This is a genomic window from Pseudomonas sp. GXZC (assembly GCF_026967615.1).
Lineage (GTDB): Bacteria > Pseudomonadota > Gammaproteobacteria > Pseudomonadales > Pseudomonadaceae > Aquipseudomonas > Aquipseudomonas azotoformans_A.
The window spans coordinates 4,688,074-4,714,795 of record NZ_CP114115.1 but is presented as its reverse complement, the minus strand read 5'-3'; the positions used below and the strand labels follow the sequence as shown (position 1 = coordinate 4,714,795).

Here is a 26,722-nt window from a genome sequence, read left to right as displayed (position 1 = left end):
TAACCCGGCGTCCTGCCGGGTTACCCACGGATTCAAGCCTGCGTTCGGCCAGCGTGTTTGACGGGGCGCCTCAGATCAAAAGCAAAAGCGCGGCGGCCCCCCAAATCACTGTCGGATTACGGGCACACCGAGCCTAGGCGAGGTGCCGAGTGTTGGGGCAAGAGCCTTTTGCTTACTTTGGCTGGGCCGGCATTCCGGCTTTTCAAAAGTGAGCCGCCGTAAGGGCGGAACCTATTTCAGCCGTTACCCAAAAAACGGATATGTACTCGGCAAAAAACCGCGCTCATCAAGGCCCACACACCAACACCTGCCGCTCATAATTCAACGCCTTGTTCTGCACCCCCAACGCATACGAAGCCCTGCAACTGCGCTCCCCCCACTTGATCACCAACGTCCCCTGATCCTCCCCCACCAACGCCAACGCATTCCCATTCGGATCAGCAATCGCCAACTGCTTGCCCGTCGAGTCCTCCAACGAAGCCCCAAACCCCAGCGGCTTATGCTGCGCATCCAACAACTCGAACAACACCCGTCGCCCCGTGGTGCCGCTGTAGCGTGCAACCACGATGGCACCACGACGCGGCACCACTTGCTGGGTGGCGTTGGTGATTTCCACATCGCCGCCCAGGTCTCGGGTGTCCAGGCTGACCCAGTTGACCCGGTAAGGCTGCGCGTTCGGAATCACCGCATAGCCGTTGTAACCCGTCTCCACACCGCTGTAGCTGCTGATCTTCGCCCCGGAGATACCCGGCACCTCAGCCAGTGCAAAGGTCTCGCTGACCGTCTGTCCCAGGTTGATCCCACCGCCATGTGCCACCACCGAACCTGCAAGGTTGAGGTTCTGCGAGTTATAGCCCTGGCCCTGGCTGTAGCCCAGGCTCACATCCGCCACCGAGGTGCGGCTGTTGATGTTCACCGAGCCGGAATCGCCACTGGTGTCGCTGTGCCCGGCCTGTACCGAGTAGAACGTGTCGCTGGCGTCGGCGACGTAGCCGTTGATGCCCGCCTGGGTGGTGGTGTCGCCGTGTTGGCTGCTGGTGGTGACAAACGCTCGGGGTGCACGGGCCTGGCTGCCCAGTGGGAACGAGATGGACAGGTTCACCTGGGTGTCACTGCTCGGCTCACCCCACGTGACAATCTGCTTGGTCCGGGTCACGCCGAGGTTGTAGCTCAGGTTGCCCCAGTTGCTGGTGTAGCCGGCGGAAAAACTCTGCGAGCCGCCACGATTCCAGTAGCGCTGGTCGCTGGCGTTCACATACAGGCTGCCAAATTCGCGGTTGCGCCCCAGGCTCTGGTTGATGGTGAGGTCGGTGCGGGTTTTCGAATGGCCGCTGCGCACGCGGATGCTGTCGCTGATGTCTTCGACATGGTCGCTGAAGCTGCGATAACCCTCGGTGGAGTAACGGTAGGCGGCCAGGGTGAAGTTGGTGTCAGTGCCGGCAAACGTCTTGGCGTATAACGCGCGCACGCTGCTGCCCTGGGTGGTTTGCCCCTGGGCCTTGCTTGAAGAATGGGTGACATCCAGCGACACCGCACCCAGCGCGGTGTTGCGTCCGGCACCGAGGGACAAAGCGTTGTAGTCTTCGCTGGCCTGCAAGCCGACGATGCCGCTGAGGTTGCTGGTCAAGCCATACGCCAGGGTGCCACTCAGGAAACGCGGAGTGGCCAAGCCCTCGGTGTTGCTATTGAACCGGCCCGCCGAGAGGCTGTACTTGACTTGCCCCTCACGCACCATGATTGGCAAGCTGGAAAACGCCTGCATCGTCACACGACGGGTGCCATCGGCTTCGATCACGGTGATCTGCAAGTCGCCGTTGGAGCCACTGGGGTAGATATCGTTGATCTCGAACGGCCCCGGTGCGACGTTGGCGGTGTAGAGGATGTAGTCGTTCTGGCGGATCTCCACCGTCGCGTTGGTCTGCGCCACACCACGGATCACGGGGGCGTAGCCGCGTTCGCTGTCGGCACGCATGCCTTCGTCGGAGGCCAGTTTGACCCCGCGATAACGCACACTGTCGAACAGGTCGGTGTCGGAAAAAATCTCACCGGCACTGAACTGGCCCTTGATCGCCGTCACGTCGTGCTGCACGTAGGTACGGTTGCTGGTGTAGGTGTTCTTGCGCCCGGTGCCGCCGCTCAGGTTCGATTCGTTGCGCAAGCGCCAGGCGCCCAGGTTGATGCCGTTGCGCAGGCCCAGGTTATTGGCGATGCGCGTGGCGTAGTCACCGGCTGTGCGACTGCTATTGAGCTGATAGTTGATGAACGCGGCCGGCACGCCGTCATCCCACAGCTGCGGGTCGACATACCCGCGCAGCCCGCGCTGCATGGCCACTTGCGGAATGCTTGCGAGCAGGCGCAGGCGGCTGCTGTCGTAGCGCACCGTGGCGTCTTCGATCAGTGCTGCCAGGGGGTAGCAGTCCTGCGGCTGCTGCGGGTCGATTTTGCCTTGGGCTTGCAAACGGGCCATGTCGATCCCCAGTTGCTTGAGCAGGTCGAGGGTCAGGCAGGCTTGCACCTGGTCGTTTTGCGGGCTGCGCTTGAAGTCGATATCGCGGCGGCCCACCAGAACTTCGTTGCTGTACAGGTCGACACGGTAAGTGCCTGGCAACACGCTGTTGGCCGACAGCAACTGTTGCAGGTCGACGGGTGACTGCGAGCCCTGCAGGAAGGTGGTGTTGAAAGTCTGCGCAGCCTCGTCGGCCAGGGCCCAGGCGGGCAGGCAGGCGGCAATCGCCAGCCACAGCGTCTTCAACTTCAGTGCGTCACATGCGGACCTGTTGCTGGAAAGAAAAGACATGCGAAGACCTGTGGCATCCCGGGTGGGCGAGCAAGCGTGAGGCGAAGTGCTCAGGGTTTGAGGCGTGACTCGGTGGCGTGGGCAACACCACCCGCCAGAGCGGCGGTGTAATGGTTCTGCGCGCCGTAGTCATTGATGCTGGAGAACGACAACTGCACCGTGCCAGCGGCCACCGGAGCGTTCAGCGGGAACTGTTTTTCCTCGCCTGGGGCGACCATGGTGGAGTCACTGGCCAGTTGCGCCTGCACCTTTATGTCGGCCATGGACACGTGATACAGCGTCGGGTTTTTCACGCTCAGCAGGGTTTGCGCGCCGCGTTTGATCAGCGCCCACTCCAGCTGGGCAGGGGCTTGCAACGCACTGCCAGGCAAGCCGGCAGGGCGGAAAAAAATCTTGATGCGTTGGCGGATGGCCAACTGCAAGGTGTTTTCGGCGGCGCTGGCCTTGGGGATTTCCTGCACGTTGAGCCAGACCACCGACTCGCGGTCGGTGGGCATGCCGGCGCCTTCATACAAGATGCGCAGCAGTTGCTGTTCCTTGGCAAACACCCGTGCCAACGGCGGGGTAACGGCGAACGGCGCGCGGCTGCCGCTGGCATCGTTGCGGTCGACCCAAGACTGGATCAACACATCCTGGTTACCGTTGCGCACGGTGATGTTGGCTTCTTTGTGGTCGCCATCGAACACGATACGGGTGGCATTCAATGAAATGCTGGCGGCGGCCTGGGCAGCCATGAGCATGCCCAGCAGCCCGAGGCCCATGGCGAGAGAACGAGGCAGCATGAGGGGTATCCGGTGTCATCAGAAAAAAGAATGGCGAGGCCGCAGGGCCTCGCGCGTTCGGTGCTCGGGCGCCGGGGTTATTCGTATTGCAGGATGAACGGCAGGGTGGCGTCACCGCGACCGGCCGTCGATGCGCCGGCGGCACCGGTGGTGACGTAGGCGGCGGCAAAGCTCAGGGTGGCGTCGCCGCCTTCGGTGCCCTGGCCATGCATGGTGCTTTCGATACGTGCGGTGGCCGGCGAGCTGAGGTCGATCAACGTGCCCTTGCTGTCGAGCAGGGCGATGCCGACGTTTTGCGCGGTGGCCGAACCTGGGTTCAGCGCCAGTACGTTCTTGCCAGTCACCAGGCCCGAACCACCGTTGTTGGCGTCAAAAATCATCGCGACTTTGGTGCCCTGGTTGCAGTTGACGTTCAGGTTGAAGTCTTTGGCGGTCACACGGCCGGCAGTTGGGTTCTCGGCAGTGCCCATGTCCTTGATCGAGACGTTGCCCATGTCTACCGAAATGGTGCGGTCGGAGTTGGCGCCGTCCACCGAGCAAGCGTCGTTGTTGATCACGCCGGTGAAGGTGATTTTGCCGCTGCCGCCGAGGGTTGGCTTCGGTGCGACCGGTTCTTCGGCGAATGCACTGCCGGAGGCGCAAAGAATGGCCGAAGCGATAACAGCCAGGGAAAACTTCTTCATGATGATGTCCATAAGTGTGAGTTGGAAAGTGCGGTTTCTGAACTGCCGGGAAATAGTAAGAGGCGAGGGCTAGCGGGCGAATAAGACGATTCTTATAAGCGCTTAAGAGGCAGGGTTAGTTGCACTTATGGAGGGGTTGAGACCAGTAGATAAAGGGGAAGCCATTGTCCTTGAATGGCTTTTAAGTGACCGCTTAGTTGAAGATATTACGCGCCAGGCAATACGCCAGGAGGTCTTGATCGCTGCTGACTTCAAGTTTGCGCATGGCCGATATTTTTTGTGCGCTGATGGTCTTGGAACTTCGGTTCTGGCTGCGCGCAATATCACTGACACTCATGCCCGAGATAAATAAACGCAGGATTTCGAACTCCTTGGGTGACAACGTCGAGAAGCGTTCGTCGATGGCGGTGAGGGTCTCGATCACTGACGTCTTGGGCGGTTCCAGGCTGCGATAGGCGCTTTGCTGGGCGATGGCCTTGAGTGCCAGCTGGATCTCGGTGTGCAGCTGGCTTTTCTGGATGATGCCGACCACCCCCAGTTCCTGCAGACGGGTGAGGATCAGGTGGTTGGAGATCATCGTCAGGATCAGGATCTGCACCTGTGGGAAATGCCGTTTCAGGTACTCCACCAGCTTCAGGCCATCGCCGTAGGGCGAGTCGCCCGGCATGTTGTAGTCGGTGATCACGATGTCGGCGCCCTGGCGCTGCAGCAACTCGATCAGGCCGGCCGAACAGACGGCCTCGCCCACGACCTGGAAGCGCGTGTCGCGCTCGACCAGTTCGCGCACCCCGAGCAGCACGATCGGGTGATCGTCCGCGATAACCACGTTGAATGTTTTCATAAGGGGCCGTCCGTAGTGCCAGTTCAAGTGAGGGGAGTGGGCCCGGGCTGGAGCGTATCCAGGACGGCCGAGAGGCGTTGCATGACCGTCTTCACCTTGAGCGTCAGCGCAGTGTCGAGGCTGCCACGGTTAAGTGCGCTTTCCAGCTCGATACAGGCCTGGGCCAGGCTGTTGGCCTGCACCGCGCCGAGGGCACCGGCGACTGAATGCAGGCGTTGGCCGAGGCGGTGGGCATCGCGCTGTTCCAGCGCTTCGCCAATACACAGCAGGTCCTGTTGCACACTGCTGATAAACAGCGGGCGCATCTTGTCCGAGAGGTGCACGGTGTCGTCAAAGGTTTCGGTGGGCGGTGCTACCTTGCACAGCTTGATCAACTGCGCGCGCAGGGTTTGCAGGCTCAGGGGCTTGACCAGCCAGGCATTCATACCGACGGCCAGGCAGCGCACGCCTTCTTCGCGCATGGCATTGGCCGTGACGCCGATGATCGGCAAGCGGGGCGCGTGTTCGCGCAGGGTCCTGGCCAGTTCGTAGCCGTTCATCAAGGGCATGTTCACGTCGGTCAGCACCAAATCGAAGGCCTGCGGTTGCCACAGGTGCAAGGCCTGTTCGCCGTTCGAGGCCAGGCTCACCGAGCAGCCGAGCGCTTCCAGTTGCTCCTTGATGATGGCCTGGTTGATCGGGTTGTCTTCGGCCACAAGGATGCGCAGCCCCAACCGTCCGGCGCTCTGTGGCTGGGCCGTCGGTGGTGGTTCGTGCTTGCCGTGCTGCGCCAGGGATACGGTGGCGGCAATGGCCCGCACATCGTGCATGTCGACCACCCAGCCCTGCTCAGTCGGCAAGGGTGGGCTGTGGGCGCCCGGCAGGCAGATGACGCGTTGGCCGATCCAGGGTCGCGCAGGTTGATCGGGCAGCACATCCACCAGCACGGCGCAATGGGCCACCGGTTCCTGGGTCGGCGCAGCCACGGCGGCTGCAATGCCCAAGCGGTTGAGCCAGTCGCACATCGATTGCGCCAATTCACGCACCGGCGCCTGCACATACACCGGCGTCGTGCTGGGTTCCACCAGGGGCAGATTCGTCAGCGCAGCGGCACACACCGGCAAGCGGATTTTCAAGGTAAAGCTGCTGCCCAGTCCGGGCTCGCTGACGACCTTGATCTGGCCGTCCATCATCTGCGCCAGCCACCGGCAGATGGGCAGCCCCAAGCCCGCACCGCCTTCACCTGCGGTGTCCGGAGCCTGGTAAAAGAGATCGAACAGTTTGGCCTGCTGTGCCTGCGCGATACCCACGCCGGAGTCGGTCACCTGCCATTCCAGCTCCACCTGCTCAGCGTCGTGCGCGCGCACCCTGGCACGGATCACCACGCGGCCGATGTCGGTGAACTTGATCGCATTACTCACCAGGTTATTCAGGATCTGGCGGATACGCAGCGGGTCGCCCATGACGCTGTCCGGCAGCTGCGGGTCGATGCAACTGTAGAGTTGCAGGCCCTTGCGCTGGGCGAAGGCGGCGTAGGTGTGCAGGGTGTCTTCGAGCATGTCCAGCGGGCAGAATTCCACGGCCTCGATCGCCATTTGCCCGGACTCGATTTTCGACACATCCAACACATCGCTGATCAGCTGGAACAGCGTGGCGGACGAGCGCTGGATGGTGTGCAGGTAGGTTTTCTGATGCGGGTCCAGGTCGGTCAGGCCCAACAACTCCAAGGTGCCAAGCACGCCATACAGAGGCGTGCGGATTTCATGGCTCATGGTCGCCAGGAACAGGGTCTTGGCTTCGTTGGCTGCGTCGGCGACGCGGCGTGCGTCTTCCAGCGCCGAAGCATCCTCGATGTGCCGGGTGATGTCATTGAACGCATACAGGCGCACGTCCTGCGCCTGATAACGTGTGGACACGAAACCGATCTGCAGGTGACGGCCTTCGATTTCCAGGTGCGTCTCGCCGCTTTCGGCGCTGTCGTGGGCGCCGGCCATGGCCGCGACCAGGCGTGCGGTGCCCGGCCATTGCTGGGCGCGCTGGTTCTCGATCAACACTTCGCCGTCGCTGCGGCGCACCACGCATAACCCGGTGGGGGCGGTGTCGATGATCACGCGGCTGAACGCCACGCTTTCGGCAATGTGCTCGTGGGCCAGGCGTGCCGGTGCAATCACTTGGCGCCGATACCAGCGGCTGCCAGCCCATCCCAGCGCCAGCAGGCTGCCCAGGAACAAGGCCAGGCTGCTCAGCGGCCACACGGCGTAGTGGAAATAACGTGCGTAACTCAAGCCATAGATCGCGCTCCAGGGCTGGTCACCGGTTTGGGAAATCTTGAATTCGAAACCGTTCGAGGTGAAGTGCACGCCGTCGCTGAGCGGAGCGCCAACGACTTCCGGTCCGATCAGCCGATGACCGTCAGGGGCAATCAACGTGATGCGATCAAACGCAGAGCGCTCCAGCGCGCGCTGTACGTCGTCGGCCTGGGCCAGGTCCAGCAGCGTGCCGACCACAGCCGAGTCCGGGCCGTCGAGCGCAATACCCATATAGGCCAGCAAATGCTCAGGCGCGGGCCCGGCCTGCCAGTACACGCGCTCGGGTTCCAGGCCCGGCGGCGTCTGCGCCAGGGCTTCCTGCACCGCGTTGACCCGCCCCGGCGGCGTGTCCACGGCAGGGATATCAATGGTGTAATTCGCCTGGCGGTTGAACACGAACGTCTGTGGCGCCCCGTACGGCGAGGAGGACCAAAAGGCACTGTAGTAACTGGTGAGATGAGCGCCCAACGCGAATATCCGCGGCCGGGCGCTGACACCCACGCGCTGCTCATCGAACGCCACGCTGAATGGCACCGAGAATGAGTACTTCTGGCCCTCGTACAAGGTGCGACGAGTGTCGACCATACGGCTTTTGAGGCTGACCTGGACGTTGGTGGCGCGCAACAATTCGGCCTGGATGCCGGGATGCGCCAAGTTCTTGAGGAACGCTTCCTGCTGCGCCAGGTTTTCCATCAGTCGGGCGAAGTGAAACCGCATGGCGCCATAGCGGATATCGACGCCCCGTTGCAGCGACCAGTAGTTGGTGAGGGCCAGCAGCAACGCGACCCCGAACATCAGCATCAGGCCTTTGTTCAAGCGCAATGAGCTTCGGGTGAAGGCTTCGAGGATCGCGTTGTTGTGCTTCATCAAGGACGTCCGCAGGCGGAGAAAAAATCGGCACTGGATGGAGCTTAGCCCCTCTCTGCAACAAAAGATCCGTGCCTGGCGCCTAATGAGATGTCGCGGGGCCATCATTGTTCAGAAGTTGTTGAAATTGTTCGGAAGATACCGCGTGGGAGATCAAGAACCCCTGCACCTGATTGCAGTCGATCTTGCGCAGCAGGGCCAGTTGTTGTGGGGTTTCCACCCCTTCGGCAACCACGGTCAGGCCCAGCTTGCGGCCCAGGCTGATGATGCTCGCCAGGGCCGATGCCATGCCTTCGTTGTCGTGGCAGCCCTGGACCAGCGCCTGGTCGATCTTGAGTTCGGTAAACGGCGTGGAGACCAGGTTGAGGTACGAGCTGTAGCCTTTGCCGAAATCATCCTGGGACAAGCCAAACCCCTTGATCCGCAGGCGGCAGGCACCGGCGTAGAAGTTGCTGATGTCCTGGGGCACCGAGCACTCCATCAGCTCAAAACAGATCATGCCGGGGATGCCGTCGTGCAGCAGCACGAACTCCAGCAAACGGTCGGCCAGGTCATGGCTGTTGAGTAAATGGGTCGGCAGGTTGATCGACACAGGGATGTCATAGCCGCGCAGGCACCATTGTTTTTGCGCATAGATTGCCTGTTTGAGTACCAGCCACAACAGACGCTCTTCCAGTTCGAAGGCTTTGATCGCCTCCAGAAAGGCGCCGGGCAACATCACGCCTTGCTCGGGGTGCATCCAGCGCACCAGTGCTTCGGCGGCGACGATGCGACCGTTGGCCAGGGACTTCTTGGGTTGGAACCAGGCTTGCAACTGGCCGTTGCCCATGGCCTGGATCAGCGTGTGACGGTCGATGTCGAGGTGTTTGGTCGGCAGAGGGGAGGGCGTGCGCATCTTGTGCCTGAGTTGCTCGACCAGGCTACGCAGGGCGTCGGCAGCCACCGGCTTGGAGATCAGCCCGATCACTTCCACATCCAGGTTCTTGGCCACCAGGCTGGCGGCCATCAACATGCGCCGCGACGCCACGCTCATGATCGCCAGTGCCGGCTTGCAGCGCAGGCTGGCCAGGCTTTGAATGAATTGCACACCGTCCATGCCGGGCATCAGCAGGTCGGTGAGCACCAAGTCGAAGTCCCGTTGGCGCAGGCGCTCCAGCGCTTCTTTGCCATCCTGGGCGGCTTCGAGCATGAAATCCCCCAACTCACTGAGCAGGTGCTGCAAGTAGATGTGCTGCAGAGGATGGTCCTCGACGATCAAAATACTAAGGGGCTTCATGAATGATCCGTGCATAAGGCGCCAGGGAATTGAAGAGCGCCCGCAACGCGAAAGGCTTGACCAGGCAATGGTTCATGCCGGCGGCCAGGCACAGGTCGGCCTCGCCGCGCATCGCGTTGGCGGTGGCCCCGATAATCGGCAACGGGCAGCCCTGGCGCCGCAGTTCCCGCGCCAGTTCGTAGCCGTTGATGTGGGGCATGTTCACATCGGTCAGCACCACGTCGAAGGTGCCGGCGGTGTAGAGCTGCAACGCTTCATGACCATCGGCGGCCAACTCCACGGTGCAGCCGAGTTCTTCCAGTTGGTCGCGCAATATCAGCTGGTTGATGATGTTGTCTTCGGCCACCAACAGGTGCAGGTTGAGTTTTTTCAGGTCGCGCTGGCGTGTCTGTTCGTCGGCGCGTGCCACCCACAACCCCTGTGCCTGGCTGACCGCTTGATGGATCGCACTCAGGTGGTTGAGGTTGACGTGCCATGCGCCGGCCTCATCCGGCGGGGGGCTGCTGGCGTTGCTGCTGGCATGGATGACCGGGCCCGCCCAGTCGGCGACCAGCAACGGGTCAACGTTGCCGGGGTGCAGTTGCAACAGCAGGTGCCCGTCGGTCTGCGCCGGCAGGGCGGTCTGCGCGCGTGCGCCCCAGCGGCGTAGCCAGCCGCTGATCGCGTTCGCCAGTTCCGGAATGGGCGAGGCGATGTAAATGGTTTCGGCCAGCAGGGCTGGCAGGGGTGGGGTGGGGGCTTCTTCCAGGGGCAAGGTCAGGCTGAAGCTGCTGCCCAGGCCCAATTCGCTGACCATGCGGATATTGCCATTCATCAACTCGGTGAGGCGCTGGCAGATCGGCAGGCCCAGGCCGGTGCCAGCGACCACGTTGGTATTGCCTTCGCTCTGGTAGAACGGCTCGAAAATCAGCGCCTGGTCTTCCTGGGCGATGCCCTTGCCGGTGTCCGAGACCTGCCACAGCAGACTGGAGCGCTCGCCGTCGCGACCCAGGACTTTGACCCGCAGCACCACGCGCCCGTAGTCGGTGAACTTCACGGCGTTATTGAGCAGGTTGTTGAGGATCTGGCGGATGCGGGTCACGTCGCCGATCAAGCGTTCCGGTAGCTTGGGGTCGAAGCAGGCATAGAGTTGCAGGCCTTTGCCCTGGGCGGCTGCCGCGTAGCCCTGGATGATTTCGTGTACCAGGTCCAGCGGCGAGAATTCGCTCAACTCCAGGGCCAGTTGCCCGGCTTCGATCTTCGACACATCCAGCACATCGCAGATCAGTTGCAACAAGGTCGAGGAGGAGCCTTCGATTGCGTGCAGGTAGTCTTTTTGCTGGGTGTCCAGTTGGGTGCGCGCCAGCAGTTCGAGGGTGCCGAGCACGCCATACAACGGCGTGCGGATCTCGTGGCTCATGGTCGCCAGAAACAGGGTTTTCGCGGCGTTGGCGGCATCGGCCGATTGCCGGGCTTCTTCCAGCGCCGCTTCGACCTGCTTGCGTGCGCTGATGTCGCTGAAGGCGCAAAACAACACGTCTTCGCCTTTGTAGCGAGTGGGTGCACTGCTGAGGTAGAGGTGACGACCGTCGATGGTTTCAAAGTAGTCGCTGCGTTCTGACGGTCCGTTCGCGAAGGCTTGCTCGATCCAGCCGTCGCGCAAGGCCTCGCGCTCCGGCCCGGCCCCCAGCCATTGCTGCGCCAAGGTGTTTTCCAACACCACCTGGCCGTCGGTACGGCGCAAGACACACAACGCGACAGGCGCGGTCTGGATCACATCGCGGCCGAACGCTTCGCTTTCGATCAAGGCCTGGATGCGATGGATCGAGGGGATGATGAAGCGTTGGTCAACCCGGCGCATCACCAGCCAAATCAGCGTCACGCTGAACAAGCAGAACAGCAGCGAGCCGAGCAACTGCTTCCACAGGCCACTGACCACCGCGCGCAGGTCGATGGAGTACATCAATTGCCAGTCCGAGGATTTCAGGTGCTTGCGGATCACCAGGTGATCGGGCAACCAGCCGTTGCCGACAAACCCGAAAAAGCTGTCCTCTCCCGGCCTCAGGCGTTGCTGGCTGAGCTGTGCGTTGTCGCTGTTGGTGAACACCAGCATGCCTTGGGAACTGAGCATCATGAACTCGCCGGCACTTTTGTCGCTGAGGGCGGAGGACACTTCGCGGCTTTCCATCTCCATGCCGAGCCAGCCGGATTCAGGGTCGCGTTCATCCAGGCGGATAAAGATGTACAGGTGCGAATGGCCCTCGGTCCTGTCACTCAGCCATAACTCATTGAGTGTGCTGGGATCGCCGTGTTGCACGGCCTTGAGGCGGTTGAGCAGACACTTGGAGATCGGCAGCACCTGGGTGGTGGCATCGTACAGCCGCGTCACCTGCGGCGTGGGGCCCGCGTTCACGTACAACAAGTTGAGCTGTTTGGCCTTGAGGTACTCACGCATCCGCGTGGTCAGCCAGATGCTCCACTGGTTGTCCGGCGAATCGCCGAGTTGCAGGTGCTGTTCTTCCGGAGAGAAGGTGTAGACCGGTGTTTTCGAGGGCCGCCGTACCGCCGACAGGCTTAGGCTTTCGAGCAAGGCCTCGCGGTTGGTGAAAAAGGTGTGGGCCTCGGCGATGGCACTGCTCATGTAGCCGCGGCGCTGGGAAATATCATTGTTGAAGGTGGACAGCAGAAAAGTGTAGACCCCGCTCAATATGCCGATCAGCAGCACAGTCGCAAAAATACGCAGCAGCCTTCTGGCAGCTTCGGGTCGGGAGAGGACGGGGTTGATCTGGAGCAGATAACTTTTCAATCGCATCGGCAGACTTTAAGTGCCGGCCGACACCGATGGCATAAGACGATCCTTAAAAGTCAGCTATTTGTAATACATATCGACCACCACGGCGGCGTCAAACGCGCCGGGGATCGGCAGGGTGCGCCATTTCAGGTCGGCACGGAATTCATCGTGGCTCTGGCCCAGCCCCATCAGTTCCTGCAACGTGAACCAGTTGTTGAAAGGCAGCTGTTGCTGGCTCTCCGCGCGGGATAATGCGATGCCCACGGAGCTGTTGTTGTCCGGTACCAGCAGGCCATTGACCACTGCGCCACCGCCCGGCGTGGTCGCGAAGCGCGCACTGACGGTGTAGGGCGTGTCGCAACCCTTGCGCAGGTTCAGGCTGAAGTTCGCGGTGCTGGCGACTTCACCGATCGCCGCTTTGCGCGAAGGCGTCGGGAAGTTGACCACGCTGGGGGTGATGGTCAGCTCCGGCGTACAGGGCACGAAGCGGATGCCGTTCATGCCCGTCACCACGTAGTTGAAATTGCTGTTGGGCCGTGAGTTGAGGCCGCGCACGCCGTCCAGCTGGAACACGCGATAGGAGGTGAGCGTACTGGCCTGGCCACTGGGTGGCGTAGGGTCGTATTTCTCGATGAAGACACTGAAGTTGAGGGTAAAGCGCGCCTTGTCCCAGCCCACGCAGTTGGCGGTGCAGCCTCGGTCGGAAAAGAACCCGGTGCCGACCTTGCCGGTGCTTTGGGTAATCGGCTGATTGTTGTAGCGGATGCCCACGCGGATACCGGTGCCGATACTCACGTTGGCCGGGTTGACGTAGAAATACACCTCTTCACGGCCATGGTTGTAGTCGTCCTTGCAGATCACATTTGTCGTGCGCGGGCCGGACTCCCAGATGATGGTGCCGTTGGGCGCATCGGCGGCCACTGCGAGCGCGGTCCCCAGCGCTTCCTGGGTGATGATCGAGCCGCTGCCGTCTTCGCGACAGGCCAGGGCGTGACTGGTGGCCGGTAGGGCCGCGCAGGCCCAGAGCAGCATCGGCAGAAGCCGTCGGGTGAGTGACATAGGTGCAAATACCTCGCGGTCTATCACTTGAGCACCGCACTGTGGCGGGCCTGCAAGCCGATATCGGTGATTTCGGTGAAGTGGAGGGGGGTGCCTTTGATGATCGCGCCCGGTGCGTCCAGGGTTTTGCTCTCGTTGGGCTTGAGCAGCAGGTAATCACTGAGGGCCCAGGTGTCGGCGTGCAGGTTGACCAGCGACACGTGAAACGCACTGGGATTGCTGACCGTGACACGGCGCCCGTCCGTGCTCCAGACCAACTGCTGCACCGCTTGCGCCGAACCGCCGGCCAGCGTCGGCGGGCGATAGAACAGCTTGAGGCGTTGGCGGATCGCGAACTGCACGCTGTTGGGGCTATCGGGCTTGAGCGGGATTTCCAGGATGTTGAGCCAGAACAGCGATTCACGGTGTGTCGGCAACCCCTCGCCGGCGTACAGGATGCGCAGTTGGTGATGCTCGCCGGGCCCTAGCCGAACCAGGGGTTCGGTGGCGACAAAAGGGACGTCGCCATTGGGCGGCGTGTCTTCGCCACTGATCCAGGTTTGCACCACCACTTCGCGGGCAGCCTGGTTGACCACACCGATGGTGGCGCCCCTGTCCTGGCCCAGGTAGATCAGGCGCGTGCCTTCGATTTTCAGTGCCGCCCGGGCCGGCGGTGCGAGGGTCAGCAGTACGCCGGTCAGCAGCAGTAGGCGCAGTAGAAACATGAACACAGAGAAATTCCATGGCGGCGTTCGAGACGCGGGCCATGGTAGGGAGGCGTGGAGGGAAAGGCTTTGAGGCGATTCTTAAAAGAGCTGGCATGCCCAGGGTAACCGTTTCAGATTCGCCTTAAAGTCAGGCCTCGTTCCGGACGGTTACCGTGATCACCGTTGAATGATCGACGCTGATGCCCAACTGTCAGGTTTACCCTATGCCCAATAAAGCGTTACGCCTGCTGATTGCCGATGCGGACCAACTGCAGCGAATCAAGATCGAGAAAATGCTCAACCAGCTGGGCTATTACCGCATCGCCCCGCTGAGTTCCTTCGATGAGCTGCAAGCGTTGACGCGCTCGGAAGGCGTGGCATTCGACCTGTTGATCATCGACACTGCGCTGGTGCGCTCGCGACAGGTGAACCTGCTGAAGTACTGCCACGACAACCGACTGATTCGCCATACGTTGATCTATGACGGCCAATGCGCGCAGAGTTCGCTGGTCTCCGTGTCCGTGAGCCAGACCCTGCATTTGGCGCTGTCACAGTCACCGGACTTCAACTCGTTGCGCCGCTGCATGGAAATCGTCGACCCGGCGCATGCCGTGCCGTCGGTGGAGCGGCCGACGTTGCGAGCCGTGGATACGGACGGCGCGGCGCCGCGTACGAGCAAGCTGTCGATTGCCACGCGAAATCCCTACTTGGGAGACCCGGCGGTGGTTGCGTGTGCCATCGGCTTGTCACCCAAGCGGTGAGGTGTCAGCCACGCCAGTGGGGCACGGCGTCTTCGTCTATCGTCCAATGGGGCTGGCCGGGCCTCAAGGACACGCCGCCGACCCAACGCTCATGGCTGGCATGGTCGAGCCAATACGCATCACCGCTCAGTACCTGATGCGCCAGGGGCGTCAGCCTCAACTCGCGTTGCGGCCAGTCCTTGTGCGTATCGGACTCTGTGAGCAAGGGGGCGTCACCGTCAATCAACGGCCGCAACAGCACATGAAACATCATGTCCCCCAGAAACGGCAGTGGCTCGCGCTTGGCCATCAATTCGGCAAATACCCGACCGAAGGGGGTTGGCCCGACGTCGGCCAGGTACGTCAGGGCCAGGCGTTCGGTCAGGGATAAGCCATCGCGCGCGCCTGGCAGTTCCTGTAACTGGCGTAACAGCGCCGGGGCCAACAAGGGCAGGGCAGGATGCTTGTGGTGGGCCATTTCCGCCCACTTGACTGGCGAACTGTCGCAATACGCCGACCAGGCCTCTTTGGCGAGTTCCACGGCGTCATCATCGATCAAGCGCCGTTGCGGCCACAGCCACGCCAACACATCCGGCGCCAGTTGGCCGATGCCAATAAAGCGTTGCACGCCGGGAATTCGATCCACCTCGATCAGTTCCAGCTTGCGCGGTGCTTGCTCAAGACCCGCCAGTGCGCGGATCAGGAACAGTTGGTCATAGGCATCCGCTTCGCACCACAGCACACTGTGTTCGGCGCTGGTCAAGGCTTCGAGGTGGTCGTATTCAGTGTCGATGCGCCGAGCCGAATCGGCTTGATCGATAGCAAAGGCCTGGCTGATAAAAGCGCTGCGCATGGCGCGGAAGGCTTGGCTGGGCAACTCGCGGACCGGCCCCATGCACAGTGGGTCGGTGAGCATCCGGAACTGCCCTTTGAACCCGGCCAGTTGGAGGCTGTGGGCAATGTCATTGCCGCAGCGCCAATGGGTGGTACGGGCTTCGTCGCTGGCGGCAAAGTCGGGGTGGCGGGCGGCGAAGTCGATGGCGTCGACATGCGCCTTGAGCTTGGGCCAACTGCTGAAACCCAGCTGCTTGGCGATTTCCCACTGAGCCTGGGACAAGGTCGCGTTTGGGTCTGCGGCTTTGAGGCGTGGCAGCAGTTCCTTGGCGCGCTTGCGCTGTTGCTCAAGGTTGAGGCGGCCATCGGTATTGAAGTGGCGGGACATACGATCTCCTTGCACAAACCTTTTCCGCTTCAAGGTGGGGAGTCGTAGAAAAAGAGGATGTTGCAGTGTCTTGGGCGCAGCCCTTTCCGCGGAAGGTGGCGTAGAGAGCGCCAGGCGGGAAATATAGGCAGTGCTGCGCCCGATTGCAAATGCACGGGTCAGCCGGGCTTTTTCAGCAGCGTTTCGGGCCCCGTGGTCGAACGGATACTGTCTTTGGGAACTCGGCGTTTCTGGAACCGGACTTCGCCGCCCTCACTGTGTTTTTCCACCAGGTACAACAGATCGTCGCTTTCGCCGACGATACAGGCAGTGACCACATCGAGGTTGTTGAGTTGGAGGATTGAAGGCTTGCAATCACGAATCTCTTCGTAGGCCCTCAGCTTGCCATGGGCCATCGACTGCGCGTACGCCAGCGACCAGATGATTCAGGCGATAAGCGCCAGAAGGCTGATCAGTAGCGCGCCGAATATCGGCGTCGTGGCTTTTTTGTAGCTCTTCTCCAGCCTGCGCAGTATTCGATAGCGACGTGTGTGGGTGCCCAGTTCCCGAGTGGGTAAAACACGGTCAGGGTTTTCGGTGAAGAACATCAGGCAGGCGAACACCAAGACCGCTGCAGCGAGGATAAGCAAGGCAGCCAGTTTGACCAGAATGTCGTTTCCGCCGTACACCACGTAGTGATAAGTGTCGTAGCCGAGACGGTTGACGGGCACGCCGAGCACGTTGTTATACGTCTCCAGGTAGGCGTAGCCATTTGAGTAAAACAGCGCAAACAACAGCAGCATGATCGGCAGGCTTTGGCGCTTGATCAGTCGCCACAGCCACGCTGCGCTCAAGCGGGAGGCGGGGGCATTGGATGCTTTCGGTTCGTCCATGAGGGCTCCTTTTTATAGGAGCGCGAGTCTAGCGAGCAGGCTGTGCTTTGCCCAGGTCGCCTGCCGACACGATGCATAGAAAGAGGCAGCCTTGCGCACAAGGCTACCGGGCGTTATTTGTCCTTGCGCGCATCCAGGGTCTTCTGATGCTCTGCCAGAAACGGCTGCTCCGCCGGATCAAAGCGGTCGATCCCGGCGGTAAAGCGATGCCAGTAGGGGTACAACGGCTGGCGACGCGTCACGGCTTCGATGCGTGAGGACTGTTCCTGGGTGAGCTTCAATTCAGTGGCGGCCAAGTTGTCGCGCAAGTGCGCTTCGGTGCGGGCGCCGACGATCAGCGAAGTGATCCCCGGTCGATCCTTGAGCCATGCCAGGCACGTGCGGGCGACCGAGACGCCGTGCTCATCACCGACGGCGGCAAGGGTTTCGATGATGTCGAGCGCACGCTCTTGGTCATGCACGTAGGGTTCTGGCCAACCGCTACCCTGACGGGTGTTGGCGGGCGGCTTGTGGCCACGACGGGTGGATCCGGTCAACAGGCCTTCGCCCATTGGCCCCCACACCAGTGTGCCCACCGACTGGTCCAGTGCCAGCGGCAGCAGTTCGTACTCGGCTTCGCGGGATTCTGGTGTGTAGTAGATCTGCTGGGTGATGGGTTTGAGCATGCCGTGCAGTTCGGCCTTGCCCAGGGTCTTCATCATTTGCCAGGCGGTGAAGTTGCTGGTGCCGAAGTAGCGGATTTTCCCCGAACCCACCAGCAGCCGCAGCGCTTCAAGGGTTTCCTCAATGGGGGTCATGCCGTCCCAGTTGTGCAGTTGGTAGAGGTCGATATGGTCGGTGCCCAAGCGTTTCAAACTGGCTTCGCACGCGCGAATCAGATGGTAGCGTGAAGAACCTGAGTTGTTGGGGTTGTCGTCCACCGGGCTGCGGCCCTTGGTGGCCAGCAGAATATCGTTGCGTTTGTCACCCAAGGCTTTGCCGACCACTTCTTCGGCCAGGCCGTGGGAGTAGAGGTCGGCGGTGTCGACCATGTTCACCCCCGCGTCGAACGCGATATCGAACATGCGTTTGGCCAGGGGCACATCCACCGATCCGCATTTCTCAAACTCGGCGCGACCGCCAAAGGGCACGGTGCCCAGGATGATTTCGGATACCAGCAGGCCGGAATGGCCCAGTTGTCGGTATTGCATGTTGCCTCCTCGGTAATGCTGAACCTAGAGTTCTGAGCCACACCGGCTGCGATAGTTTGAATTTTTTGAATGAAATCCCGGCGAGTGTGCCTCACCATTGCCTCATCCAGATTGAGAGGAACACCGCGTCCATGAGCGCACTGATCGAAACCCGCGCCCTCACGCGCATGGACGAGCGCCGCCACGTGGCCTTGCTCCAGCCCACCGATTTCACCTTGAATGCCGCCGATCGCGTGTCGATCACGGGCGCCTCCGGCTCCGGCAAAAGTGTGTTCCTGCGTGCACTGGCGCTTTTGGACGCGCCCAGTTCCGGGCAGATCCTGTGGAATGGCCAGCCGATCGGCAACGCGCAGATTCCCCACTACCGCTGCCACATCAGCTACCTGTCGCAACGCCCGGCACTGCTCGATGGCACGGTGGAAGACAATCTGCGTTTCCCCTTCAGCCTCAAGACCTCGCGCAAACGCCGCTTCGACCTGGCCGCGGTGACCACGTTGCTGGGCCACGCCGGCAAGACCCCGGACTTTCTGGCCAAGCGCGCCGCCGACCTGTCGGGCGGTGAGTCCCAGGTGGTTTCGTTGATCCGCACCCTGCAACTCAACCCCGAAGTACTGTTGCTCGACGAGCCCACCGCTGCCCTCGACCCCACCTCATCCCGCGAAGTGGAAGCGCTGATCGACGCCTGGTTTGCGGCTGATCGCGCCCGCGCCTGCATCTGGGTCTCCCACGACCTGGACCAGGCCCGGCGCATGAGCAACATCCATTGGCAGATGAGTGCCGGTGTATTGAGTGGAGCGACCCAGCCATGAACTATCAGAACCTCACCGCACTGGACATGGGCATCGCCGCCTCGCTGATCCTGGTCAACGGCGCGCTCTCGCTGCTGCTGCGCCTGGGCCTGGAGCGCCAGTTGTTGTGGGCGGCGGTGCGCACGGTGGTGCAGCTGCTGGCCATCGGTTACCTGCTGGGCTGGGTGTTCGAGTTCGCCTATTGGTACGTGGTGCTGCCGTTGATGTGCGCCATGACCCTGATCGCCGGTATTTCGGCAGCGGGGCGTGGGCGGCGGACGTACCGGGGGCAGCGCGTCGACAGCATCCTCTCGGTATGGGGCAGTTCGTGGCTGGTGACGGCGGTGGGTTTGTTTGCGGTGATCCGCATCCACCCGTGGTACGAGCCGCAATATGCGATCCCGATCCTCGGCATGATCCTGGGCAATACCCTGACTGGCGTGTCCCTGGGGATCGAACGCATGACCCAGGAACTGACGTCGGGGCGCAACACCATCGAAATGATCCTCGCCCTCGGCGGCTCGCGCTGGGAAGCCGCTCAGGAAGCCATCCGCCAGGCTGTGCGCGCCGGGATGATCCCGACGCTGAACCAGATGACCGTGGTGGGCATCGTCAGCCTGCCCGGCATGATGACCGGGCAGGTGTTGGCGGGGGAGAGCCCAGTTGACGCGGTGCGGTATCAGATCGTGATCATGTTTCTGATTGCCGCCTCGTCGGCGTTGGGCACGGTGGGGGCAGTGCTGCTCACCTATCGGCGACTGTTTTCGGTCAGTCATCGGTTTTTGCGCGAGCGCCTGCAGGAGCGTTGAAGGTTCGTAAAAGTTGTATTTATCGCCATGGGGTCGCTGATTTATCAATGTTGGCTCATTCAGCTAAGACCCCATGAAGGTAAACAATGAAGGTTGTCAGTGTTTCAGCGCTACTGTTTCTTACCATGCTGTTCAACGTCAACGCCCAGGCGGTGGGCAGCCACGACGCGCAATGCCAGGCGCAATGGTACCGGTCATCGGCCAGTGCGCACTGCACCGGCAGTGATTGGACCACTCAAGCGCCGCCGGGAACGTGCAACTTCCACCAAATGTGTATAGGGACCGGCGAAGTCATAAAAGATGCGCCTCACACGCCCTCAAAAGACCGTGTGACAAAGGACCGAAACCACAATGACCTCAGCGTTTCCCTGGACGATGCAGGCAAACTGTCGAACTGCAACGGCGTGTTGAAAGTGGGGGCCTGCTGAGGCCTATTGTTTCATTGAGTGAAATTCTGGATTGTAAATCCTGGTGATTCCTTCGATCAGGACCGCAGTGGAACATGCCTGGCGTCGATACCCAATCTTTTGGAGCCTTTCATGTCCCAGCCTGCGATCAAACTCTACGGTTTCCCCTTGTCCGGCCACTCCCACCGGGTCGAGCTGATGCTGTCCCTGCTCGGCCTGCCCACGGACTATGTGCTGGTGGACCTCAAGCAAGCCGCCCACAAAACGCCCGAATTCATTGCGGCCATCAACCCGTTCGGCCAGGTGCCCGCCATCGATGACCACGGTGTCGTGCTGGCAGACTCCAACGCGATCCTGATTTACCTGGCAAATACTTACGGTAAAGGCCAATGGCTGCCGAGCGACCCGGTGGGCCAAGCCCGTGTGCAGCGCTGGCTGTCGACCGCTGCCGGCCAGCTGCATGCCGGGCCTGCCTCTGCACGACTGGCCACGGTGTTTGGTGCCGAAGTCGACACCGTCAACGCCATTACCCGTTCCCATGCGTTGCTGAAACTGGTGGAAGCGCAACTGAGCCAGAGCCGTTTCCTGGCCGGCGAGCAACCCACCATTGCCGATGTGGCTTTCTACACCTATACCGCTCACGCGCCGGAAGGCAATGTTTCGCTGGCCGACTACCCTCATGTACGCGCCTGGCTCGCCAGTATCGAGGCGTTGCCGGGCTTCGTGGGCATGCCGCGCACGGCGGTGGGCTTGCAGTCAAAATTGTAGTGAGCGAGCTTGCTCGCGCTGGGCTGCGAAGCAGCCCCAACAAGATCACCGCGCTTTTTCAGATAATACGCGGTGCCTGGTTTTAGGGCCGCTTCGCGCCCCGGCGCGAGCAAGCTCGCTCACCACAGGTGGATGACTTTCAACTGATTAGAAGGCGGGGCGATGGACCGATTTCATGAAATGCAGGTGTTCCTGGCGGTGGCCGAGGAGGAGGGCTTCGCCGCTGCCGCGCGCCGCCTGAAAACCTCGCCACCCAGCGTCACCCGCGCCATCGCCGCCATGGAGGAACGCATCGGCACTCAATTGCTGGCGCGCACCACCCGCAGTTTGCATCTCACCGAAGCCGGCCAGCGTTACCTGGAAGATTGCCGGCGCATCCTGGCCGAGCTCGATGAAGCCGAGGAAGCGGCGGCGGGCAGTTATTCCATCCCCTGCGGCCATTTGACGGTGACCGCGCCGGTGCTGTTTGGCGAGCTGTATGTGGCGCCGGTGCTGGGGGAGTATCTGGATCGGTTCCCCTTGGTAAATATCAACGCCTTGCTGGTCGATCGTGTGGTCAACATGACCGACGAAGGGGTGGACGTGGCGGTGCGTATCGGTCACTTGCATGAACCGGGGCAGCAGGCGATCAAGGTCGGTGAAGTGCGCCGGGTGGTCTGCGCAGCGCCGGCCTATCTCGAACAACACGGGCGGCCTACGCATCCGTCGCAGCTGCGTGACGCCAAGATCGCCACGTCGTCGTCCAGCTCCCTGGTAAGTGGCTGGGAGTTCGTCGACGGCGGCCAACCCGTGACCGTGTCCATCGAACCGCGTCTGGTGGTCACGGCGAACAATGCCGCGATCAACCTGGCGCGCCAAGGCTGGGGCATGACGCGGGTGTTGTCCTATCAAATCGCCGCGGCGGTGGCGGCGGGTGAACTGGAGATTGTCCTCCAAGCCTATGAGTCGGCGCCGCTGCCGATCCAGGTGGTGTTCCAGAAAAATGGCCGGGTGCCGGCCAAGATCAACACCTTTGTCGATTTCCTCACCCATCGCCTTGGGCAGGACGCCGCCCTGAACCCGGCGATGAAACGGCGCAGCTGATGGAGCGTTATCGCGATATGCAATTGTTCGCCGCGCTGGCCGGGCAGCCGAGCCTGGCCTCGGCGGCGCGTGACGCTCAGGTCTCGGGTCCGACCCTGGTACGCGCGATTGCCCGCCTGGAGGCGCGTTTGCACGTGCCGTTGCTGGCGCGCAGCACGCGCGGCGTGAGCCTCACCGACGCCGGCAACGCCTACCTGGCGGACTGCGTACGCCTGCTGGCTGCGGTGGACGCCGCCGAAGCCTCGGCCAAGGGGCTGCACGTGCAGGCCCAGGGCAACCTGCGGGTGTTTTTGCCCTTCCTGTTCAGTCGTTATGTGATGGCGCCGGTCCTGGCTGGCTACTTGGACCGCTATCCCGAGGTGAACCTGGTCGTCAGCTACCACGACTATTATCCGAACCTGCATGAAGAAGGGCTCGACGTCGCCATCCTCGTCGGTGAACTACCCGATTCATCATTGATTGCCCGACCGCTGGGGCAGGTGCGGCCTATTCTCTGCGCCAGCCCCGACTATCTCGCAGCTCACGGCGAGCCCCGACACCCGAACGACCTCAAGCAGCACCGGCTGATCGCCAGCGCCAATCAGGTGCATTGGGATTTCCAGGGCTACCCACTCAAGGCCCGCGCCCGACTCGGCTGCGCCACGGTGCAGGGTGCGATCAATGCGGCGGTGCAGGGTGGGGGGTTGATCCGCTGCCTGAGTTATCCGGTGCACGAACACTTACAGAGTGGGCAACTGCGTCGCGTCTTGCCGGATTTTGAACCGCCGCCACTGCCTGTGCAGGTGGTGTACCGCGAAGGCCGCAATGCGCCAATGCGCGTGCGCAGTTTTGTCGACCACTGCGTCATGGCGCTGCGCGAACACCCGGCATTTCAGCTGGCGTAATAGTGGATTGCCTGGCGTGGTGATTCTCACGCCGGCTGGCAGGGCGCAGCATCGACACATCCAACCTGAGGTGCTCGCCATGAACCTGATCGAACAATCTCCCTGGCATGCCGGCGAACGGCAGATACAAGAGGCGGTGGGCGTGGCCGACCGCATGGCCGTGGTCGGGCCGAAGGTGATCCGTGATCACCTGCCGGAACAGCACCGCGATTTCTACCCCTTGTTGCCTTACCTGATACTGGGTGCAGTGGACGAGCAGGGCCTCCCTTGGGCGACGATGATCGAAGGCGCCCCCGGTTTTGTACACTCGCCGGACCCGCAGAGCCTGCAGATCGACAGCCTGCCGTCCGCGACCGACCCGGCCCGCAACGCTTTGCGTGAGGGGGCAGCTGTCGGCCTGTTGGGCATCGACCTCAATACCCGGCGCCGTAACCGCATGAACGGCCGTGTCGGCGCACTCGATCACGACGGCTTCTCGGTCGATGTGGTGCACACCTTCGGCAATTGCCCCAAGTACATCCAACTGCGCCCGGTCGATGGCATCGCCCGTAAACCCGGCACCGTGGTCGAACGCTTCAACGACCTGGACGCAGCCGCCCAAACCCTGATCCGCAACGCCGACACGTTGTTCGTCGCCAGCTACGTCGAGCTGGACGGCCAACGTTCGGTGGATGTTTCTCATCGAGGCGGCAACACGGGTTTTGTGCGGGTCGAAGGCAACGTACTGACCATCCCCGACTTTGCCGGCAACCTGTTTTTCGCCACCCTGGGCAACCTGCAAGCCAACCCGGTGGCGGGGTTGTTGTTCATCGACTTTGAATCGGGGGACGTGCTGCAAGTGACCGGGCGCACCACGTTGATTCTGGACGGCCCGCAAGTGGCGCTGTTCGAGGGCGCCCAGCGTTTGTGGACGGTGACAGTGGAACAGGTGGTGCGCCGCCCGGCGGCGTTGGCGTTGCGGTGGCAGTTCGCGGAGTTTTCGCCGTTCAGTCTGGCGATGGGGAGTTGGTAGGCAGGCCTGGACCATAGTAGGCATTCGGGAACAACTGGTTGGTCATCTCGATGATCTTGCTTTGTGCATCGATAAACTTGCCCATTCGAGCGCCACCCGAGGTCGAGTCATACAGCGCCTTGCCCACCTGGCGGCCATTTTCAAACACCTGGATATCGGCATAGCTCATGTACAGCGCCAGGTCCCAGCTCCATTGACCAATGTAGGTCGTCGACAGGGCGCAACTGGCCGGAGGGGTGCCGGGTCTTAGCTCACGGGTCTGGAACCCTTTGCTGCGCAACTGCGCGGTGTAGGTGGTATTGAACCCGGCACGCAAGCCTTCGGCGGGGATCATGCAGATCTCAGGCGCCTGGGCGCCGCTGAAGGCAACCGGCGTGACGGTTTGCTTGATGCTGCAGCCAGCCAGGGTTAAGGCGACAAGCAAACAAGCGGGAGCTGTTATCAGGCGCATAGCGACGTCCATATCTTCAGTAGTGGCTTGATGATAGCAGTGAAGGTCTGATGGCGAGCGCAGCATTTCAGGCGCAAGGGATCATGTATAGGGGAGCTGGCTTGTCGGATCGCCGCACTGCTATCGCGGGCAAGCCCTAATCCCAGTCGGTCCAGACAAGCACTGTAACTGTGGCGAGGGAGCTTGCTCCCGTTGGGTCGCGAAGCGGCCCCAGCTCTATGTTTGAACAGATTGGGACTGCTACGCAGTCCAGCGGGAGCAAGCTCCCTCGCCACAGGGATTGCGTTGTCTGATGGAAGTGCGTGTTTGATCAGGCCACCGGTCATTCCCGGTTTAGCACCTCATCGACCAACAACTGCGCAATCTCGACCCTCCGCACCACCGCCGGCTCAGTCCGATAAAAAGGGCCTTCTACGCCATTCGTGCCCACCGGTTAACATTCAATTGCGCGACGCCCGGTGGTTAGCCGCGCGTTATAGGGCAATACTCCCTGAGGTTTCTGCCCCGAGGTTTGCACCATGAATGTACCGAGCCGCCTTGCGCTCCTGATTGCCACCGCGACTGTTCTCAGCGCCTGTGGCGAAGCGTCCAAATTACCGTTCCAAGCCGGAGTCGGGCCTGCGCCGCAACTGCCCGAACCCAGTACGTCCTTGATCCCCACGCTCAAGGTCTCCAAGGCCGTGGGCTGGCCCGATGGCGTGCAACCCACTGCGCCGCAGGGTTTCACCGTCACAGCCCTGGCCGAAAATCTCGATCACCCGCGCTGGGTCTACACCTTGCCCAACGGTGATGTGTTGGTCGCTGAAAGTAATCACCCACCCATGCCCGAAGGTGCCACCGACGGCGGCACGGGTGTGATCGCCTGGGCACGGCGCACGGCGATGGGGGTGGTGATGGGGCGTGTCGGCGCGGATACACCGAGCGCCAATCGCATCACCTTGCTGCGCGATGCCGACCACGATGGGCATGCCGAAGTGCGGACCGAATTCCTGAGCGGCCTGATGTCGCCGTTCGGCATGGCGCTGGTGGGCAACGACTTGTATATCGCCAATGCCGACGCGGTGGTCAAGGTGCCTTACACCCCAGGCCAGACCCACATCGACGCTACTCCGGTCAAGGTCACCGACCTGCCGGCCGGCATCAACCACCACTGGACCAAAAACCTGCTGGCCAACCCCGAAGGCACACGGTTGTATGTGACGGTGGGGTCCAACAGCAACGTCGGCGAAAACGGCCTCGACGCAGAGGAGGGGCGTGCGGCGATCTGGGAGCTGGACGTGGCCAGCGGTGAGAAGCGCCTGTTCGCCAGCGGCTTGCGCAACCCCAACGGCCTGGCGTGGAAGCCGGGTTCGACCCAGCTGTGGACGGTGGTCAACGAACGCGACGAAATCGGCAGCGACCTGGTGCCCGATTACCTCACCTCGGTGCAGGACGGCGCGTTCTACGGCTGGCCGTGGAGCTACTACGGCGGTCACGTCGATGTACGTGTGCAACCTCCACGCCCGGACAAGGTGGCCCAGGCTATCGCACCGGACTACGCCCTCGGCACCCACGTCGCGCCGCTGGGCCTGACCTTTTCCGATGCGCGCGGCATGCTGGCCGCCTTTGCCGATGGGGTGTTTGTCGGTGAACACGGCTCTTGGAACCGCAACCCGCAAGCGGGCTACAAGGTGGTGTTTATCCCGTTCAAGGACGGCAAACCGTCGGGTACCCCGGTCGACTTTCTCACCGGTTTTCTCAATGCAGAAGGCGAAGCGCAAGGTCGGCCGGTGGGTGTGACCTTGGATGAGCAGGGCGCGTTGCTGGTGGCAGATGATGTGGGGAACAAAGTGTGGCGGGTGACCCAGAGCAAACCCTGACCTTGATATGTTGCGGGATGTTGAACCGCCAGATTGAATGATGCCGTTGGGTTAGCCTTGTTTTCCTACCGACAACAAGGAAGCGTCATGCAACGACAGGTCATCAATCCCACGACGGTATTCAACTCCCTGCAATACGGCTTCAGCCAGGCCCTTGAGGTGCCACAGGGTCGGCGCATCATGCTGTCCGGCCAGGTGGGGGTGGATGCGGACGAGCGCACGGTCGGCCCAGGCATGGCCGAGCAGACTGCCACTGCGCTGGACAATATCCACAAGGTGCTGGCCGAAGTCGGCGGGGATCTGTCCCATGTGATCATGCTGCGGCTGTACATCGCCGAGTCCGCCCGCGACCAGCAGGAGCCTATCGCACAGGCGCTGCGCCAGCGCTTTCCGCACAACCCGCCGCCGTCCTCGTGGATTATCGTCAGCGGGTTGTCGTTGCCGGAGTGGTTGATCGAGATCGAGGCGGAGGCGGTGATTGCGCAGGCGTGAGTACACATCAGACGGTGGAGCAGGTGGGCTTTCTGTGGTGAGCGGGCTTATTGTGGTGAGCGGGCTTGCCCCGCGCTGGGGCGCGAAGCGGCCCTA

24 protein-coding genes are annotated in these 26,722 nt (G+C 61.9%); 10 read left to right on the top strand and 14 right to left on the bottom strand.

Annotated elements, in window-relative coordinates; translation table 11 throughout:
- Window positions 1–286: 286 nt before the first annotated feature.
- The 9 genes from OZ428_RS22015 to OZ428_RS21975 all read right to left on the bottom strand — a co-directional run bounded on the left by OZ428_RS22015 (window position 287) and on the right by OZ428_RS21975 (window position 14,067).
- Window positions 287–2,797, bottom strand: a complete 2,511-nt coding sequence (locus tag OZ428_RS22015; protein ID WP_269131291.1) for a fimbria/pilus outer membrane usher protein — start codon at window positions 2,795–2,797, stop codon at window positions 287–289.
- A 50-nt stretch (window positions 2,798–2,847) separates the two neighbouring features.
- Window positions 2,848–3,579 (bottom strand): fimbrial biogenesis chaperone, encoded by a 732-nt coding sequence (locus OZ428_RS22010; protein WP_269131290.1) that lies wholly within the window; start codon window positions 3,577–3,579, stop codon window positions 2,848–2,850.
- A 77-nt stretch (window positions 3,580–3,656) separates the two neighbouring features.
- Window positions 3,657–4,262, bottom strand: a complete 606-nt coding sequence (locus OZ428_RS22005) for a fimbrial protein (protein ID WP_269131289.1) — start codon at window positions 4,260–4,262, stop codon at window positions 3,657–3,659.
- 193 nt (window positions 4,263–4,455) lie between these two features.
- The gene (locus tag OZ428_RS22000) at window positions 4,456–5,103 is read right to left on the bottom strand and encodes a response regulator (protein ID WP_025854954.1); all 648 of its coding nucleotides are present in this window, start codon (window positions 5,101–5,103) and stop codon (window positions 4,456–4,458) included.
- Between the two features lie 23 nt (window positions 5,104–5,126).
- Window positions 5,127–8,258, bottom strand: a complete 3,132-nt coding sequence (locus OZ428_RS21995) for a hybrid sensor histidine kinase/response regulator (protein WP_269131288.1) — start codon at window positions 8,256–8,258, stop codon at window positions 5,127–5,129.
- Between the two features lie 82 nt (window positions 8,259–8,340).
- Complete coding sequence (locus OZ428_RS21990) at window positions 8,341–9,534, bottom strand: EAL domain-containing response regulator (protein WP_061449028.1); 1,194 nt, start codon at window positions 9,532–9,534, stop codon at window positions 8,341–8,343.
- The gene (locus OZ428_RS21985) at window positions 9,521–12,325 is read right to left on the bottom strand and encodes an ATP-binding protein (protein WP_061449027.1); all 2,805 of its coding nucleotides are present in this window, start codon (window positions 12,323–12,325) and stop codon (window positions 9,521–9,523) included. Before OZ428_RS21985 ends, OZ428_RS21990 begins: the two co-directional genes overlap by 14 nt.
- Before the next feature lie 57 nt (window positions 12,326–12,382).
- The gene (locus OZ428_RS21980) at window positions 12,383–13,363 is read right to left on the bottom strand and encodes a fimbrial protein (RefSeq protein WP_038849123.1); all 981 of its coding nucleotides are present in this window, start codon (window positions 13,361–13,363) and stop codon (window positions 12,383–12,385) included.
- 23 nt (window positions 13,364–13,386) lie between these two features.
- A complete protein-coding gene (locus OZ428_RS21975; protein ID WP_269134213.1) occupies window positions 13,387–14,067 on the bottom strand; it encodes a fimbrial biogenesis chaperone in 681 nt (226 codons plus the stop codon).
- Window positions 14,068–14,273: 206 nt separating this feature from the next.
- On the opposite strand from OZ428_RS21975, the gene OZ428_RS21970 reads away from it, so the two are divergent.
- Window positions 14,274–14,810, top strand: coding sequence for a chemotaxis protein CheY (locus OZ428_RS21970; protein ID WP_269131287.1), 537 nt, complete (start codon window positions 14,274–14,276; stop codon window positions 14,808–14,810).
- A gap of 4 nt (window positions 14,811–14,814) precedes the next feature.
- Here OZ428_RS21970 and OZ428_RS21965 read toward each other — a convergent pair whose 3' ends face one another.
- The 4 genes from OZ428_RS21965 to OZ428_RS21950 all read right to left on the bottom strand — a co-directional run bounded on the left by OZ428_RS21965 (window position 14,815) and on the right by OZ428_RS21950 (window position 18,073).
- Window positions 14,815–16,011, bottom strand: coding sequence for a DUF1835 domain-containing protein (locus tag OZ428_RS21965; protein WP_269131286.1), 1,197 nt, complete (start codon window positions 16,009–16,011; stop codon window positions 14,815–14,817).
- Between the two features lie 158 nt (window positions 16,012–16,169).
- Window positions 16,170–16,406 (bottom strand): hypothetical protein, encoded by a 237-nt coding sequence (locus OZ428_RS21960; RefSeq protein ID WP_269131285.1) that lies wholly within the window; start codon window positions 16,404–16,406, stop codon window positions 16,170–16,172.
- 30 nt (window positions 16,407–16,436) lie between these two features.
- On the bottom strand, window positions 16,437–16,883 hold the full coding sequence (locus tag OZ428_RS21955) for a hypothetical protein (protein WP_269131283.1): 447 nt from the start codon (window positions 16,881–16,883) through the stop codon (window positions 16,437–16,439).
- 113 nt (window positions 16,884–16,996) lie between these two features.
- Complete coding sequence (locus OZ428_RS21950; RefSeq protein WP_061449022.1) at window positions 16,997–18,073, bottom strand: aldo/keto reductase; 1,077 nt, start codon at window positions 18,071–18,073, stop codon at window positions 16,997–16,999.
- Between the two features lie 131 nt (window positions 18,074–18,204).
- On the opposite strand from OZ428_RS21950, the gene OZ428_RS21945 reads away from it, so the two are divergent.
- The 7 genes from OZ428_RS21945 to OZ428_RS21915 all read left to right on the top strand — a co-directional run bounded on the left by OZ428_RS21945 (window position 18,205) and on the right by OZ428_RS21915 (window position 23,824).
- Window positions 18,205–18,882 (top strand): ABC transporter ATP-binding protein, encoded by a 678-nt coding sequence (locus OZ428_RS21945; RefSeq protein WP_269131282.1) that lies wholly within the window; start codon window positions 18,205–18,207, stop codon window positions 18,880–18,882.
- Window positions 18,879–19,670, top strand: a complete 792-nt coding sequence (locus OZ428_RS21940) for an ABC transporter permease (protein WP_038849110.1) — start codon at window positions 18,879–18,881, stop codon at window positions 19,668–19,670. The genes OZ428_RS21945 and OZ428_RS21940 overlap by 4 nt, the downstream gene beginning before the upstream one ends.
- 86 nt (window positions 19,671–19,756) lie before the next feature.
- A complete protein-coding gene (locus tag OZ428_RS21935; RefSeq protein ID WP_061449020.1) occupies window positions 19,757–20,098 on the top strand; it encodes a hypothetical protein in 342 nt (113 codons plus the stop codon).
- A gap of 111 nt (window positions 20,099–20,209) precedes the next feature.
- Window positions 20,210–20,845: a glutathione S-transferase family protein gene (locus tag OZ428_RS21930; RefSeq protein WP_269131280.1), complete on the top strand. Its 636-nt coding sequence runs from the start codon at window positions 20,210–20,212 to the stop codon at window positions 20,843–20,845.
- Between the two features lie 162 nt (window positions 20,846–21,007).
- Window positions 21,008–21,928, top strand: coding sequence for a LysR family transcriptional regulator (locus OZ428_RS21925; RefSeq protein ID WP_269131279.1), 921 nt, complete (start codon window positions 21,008–21,010; stop codon window positions 21,926–21,928).
- Window positions 21,928–22,812, top strand: a complete 885-nt coding sequence (locus OZ428_RS21920) for a LysR family transcriptional regulator (protein WP_269131278.1) — start codon at window positions 21,928–21,930, stop codon at window positions 22,810–22,812. Before OZ428_RS21925 ends, OZ428_RS21920 begins: the two co-directional genes overlap by 1 nt.
- Before the next feature lie 79 nt (window positions 22,813–22,891).
- Window positions 22,892–23,824 carry a pyridoxamine 5'-phosphate oxidase family protein gene (locus tag OZ428_RS21915; RefSeq protein ID WP_269131277.1) on the top strand — a complete coding sequence of 311 codons (933 nt, stop codon included), beginning with the start codon at window positions 22,892–22,894 and terminating at the stop codon, window positions 23,822–23,824.
- Here OZ428_RS21915 and OZ428_RS21910 read toward each other — a convergent pair.
- Window positions 23,799–24,248: an Sbal_3080 family lipoprotein gene (locus OZ428_RS21910; RefSeq protein ID WP_269131276.1), complete on the bottom strand. Its 450-nt coding sequence runs from the start codon at window positions 24,246–24,248 to the stop codon at window positions 23,799–23,801. The genes OZ428_RS21915 and OZ428_RS21910 overlap by 26 nt on opposite strands.
- A gap of 545 nt (window positions 24,249–24,793) precedes the next feature.
- Here OZ428_RS21910 and OZ428_RS21905 point away from each other — a divergent pair.
- Together OZ428_RS21905 and OZ428_RS21900 are read left to right on the top strand one after the other, a co-directional pair.
- Complete coding sequence (locus tag OZ428_RS21905; RefSeq protein ID WP_269131275.1) at window positions 24,794–26,134, top strand: PQQ-dependent sugar dehydrogenase; 1,341 nt, start codon at window positions 24,794–24,796, stop codon at window positions 26,132–26,134.
- A gap of 87 nt (window positions 26,135–26,221) precedes the next feature.
- The gene (locus OZ428_RS21900; RefSeq protein ID WP_269131274.1) at window positions 26,222–26,626 is read left to right on the top strand and encodes a RidA family protein; all 405 of its coding nucleotides are present in this window, start codon (window positions 26,222–26,224) and stop codon (window positions 26,624–26,626) included.
- Window positions 26,627–26,722 lie beyond the last annotated feature (96 nt).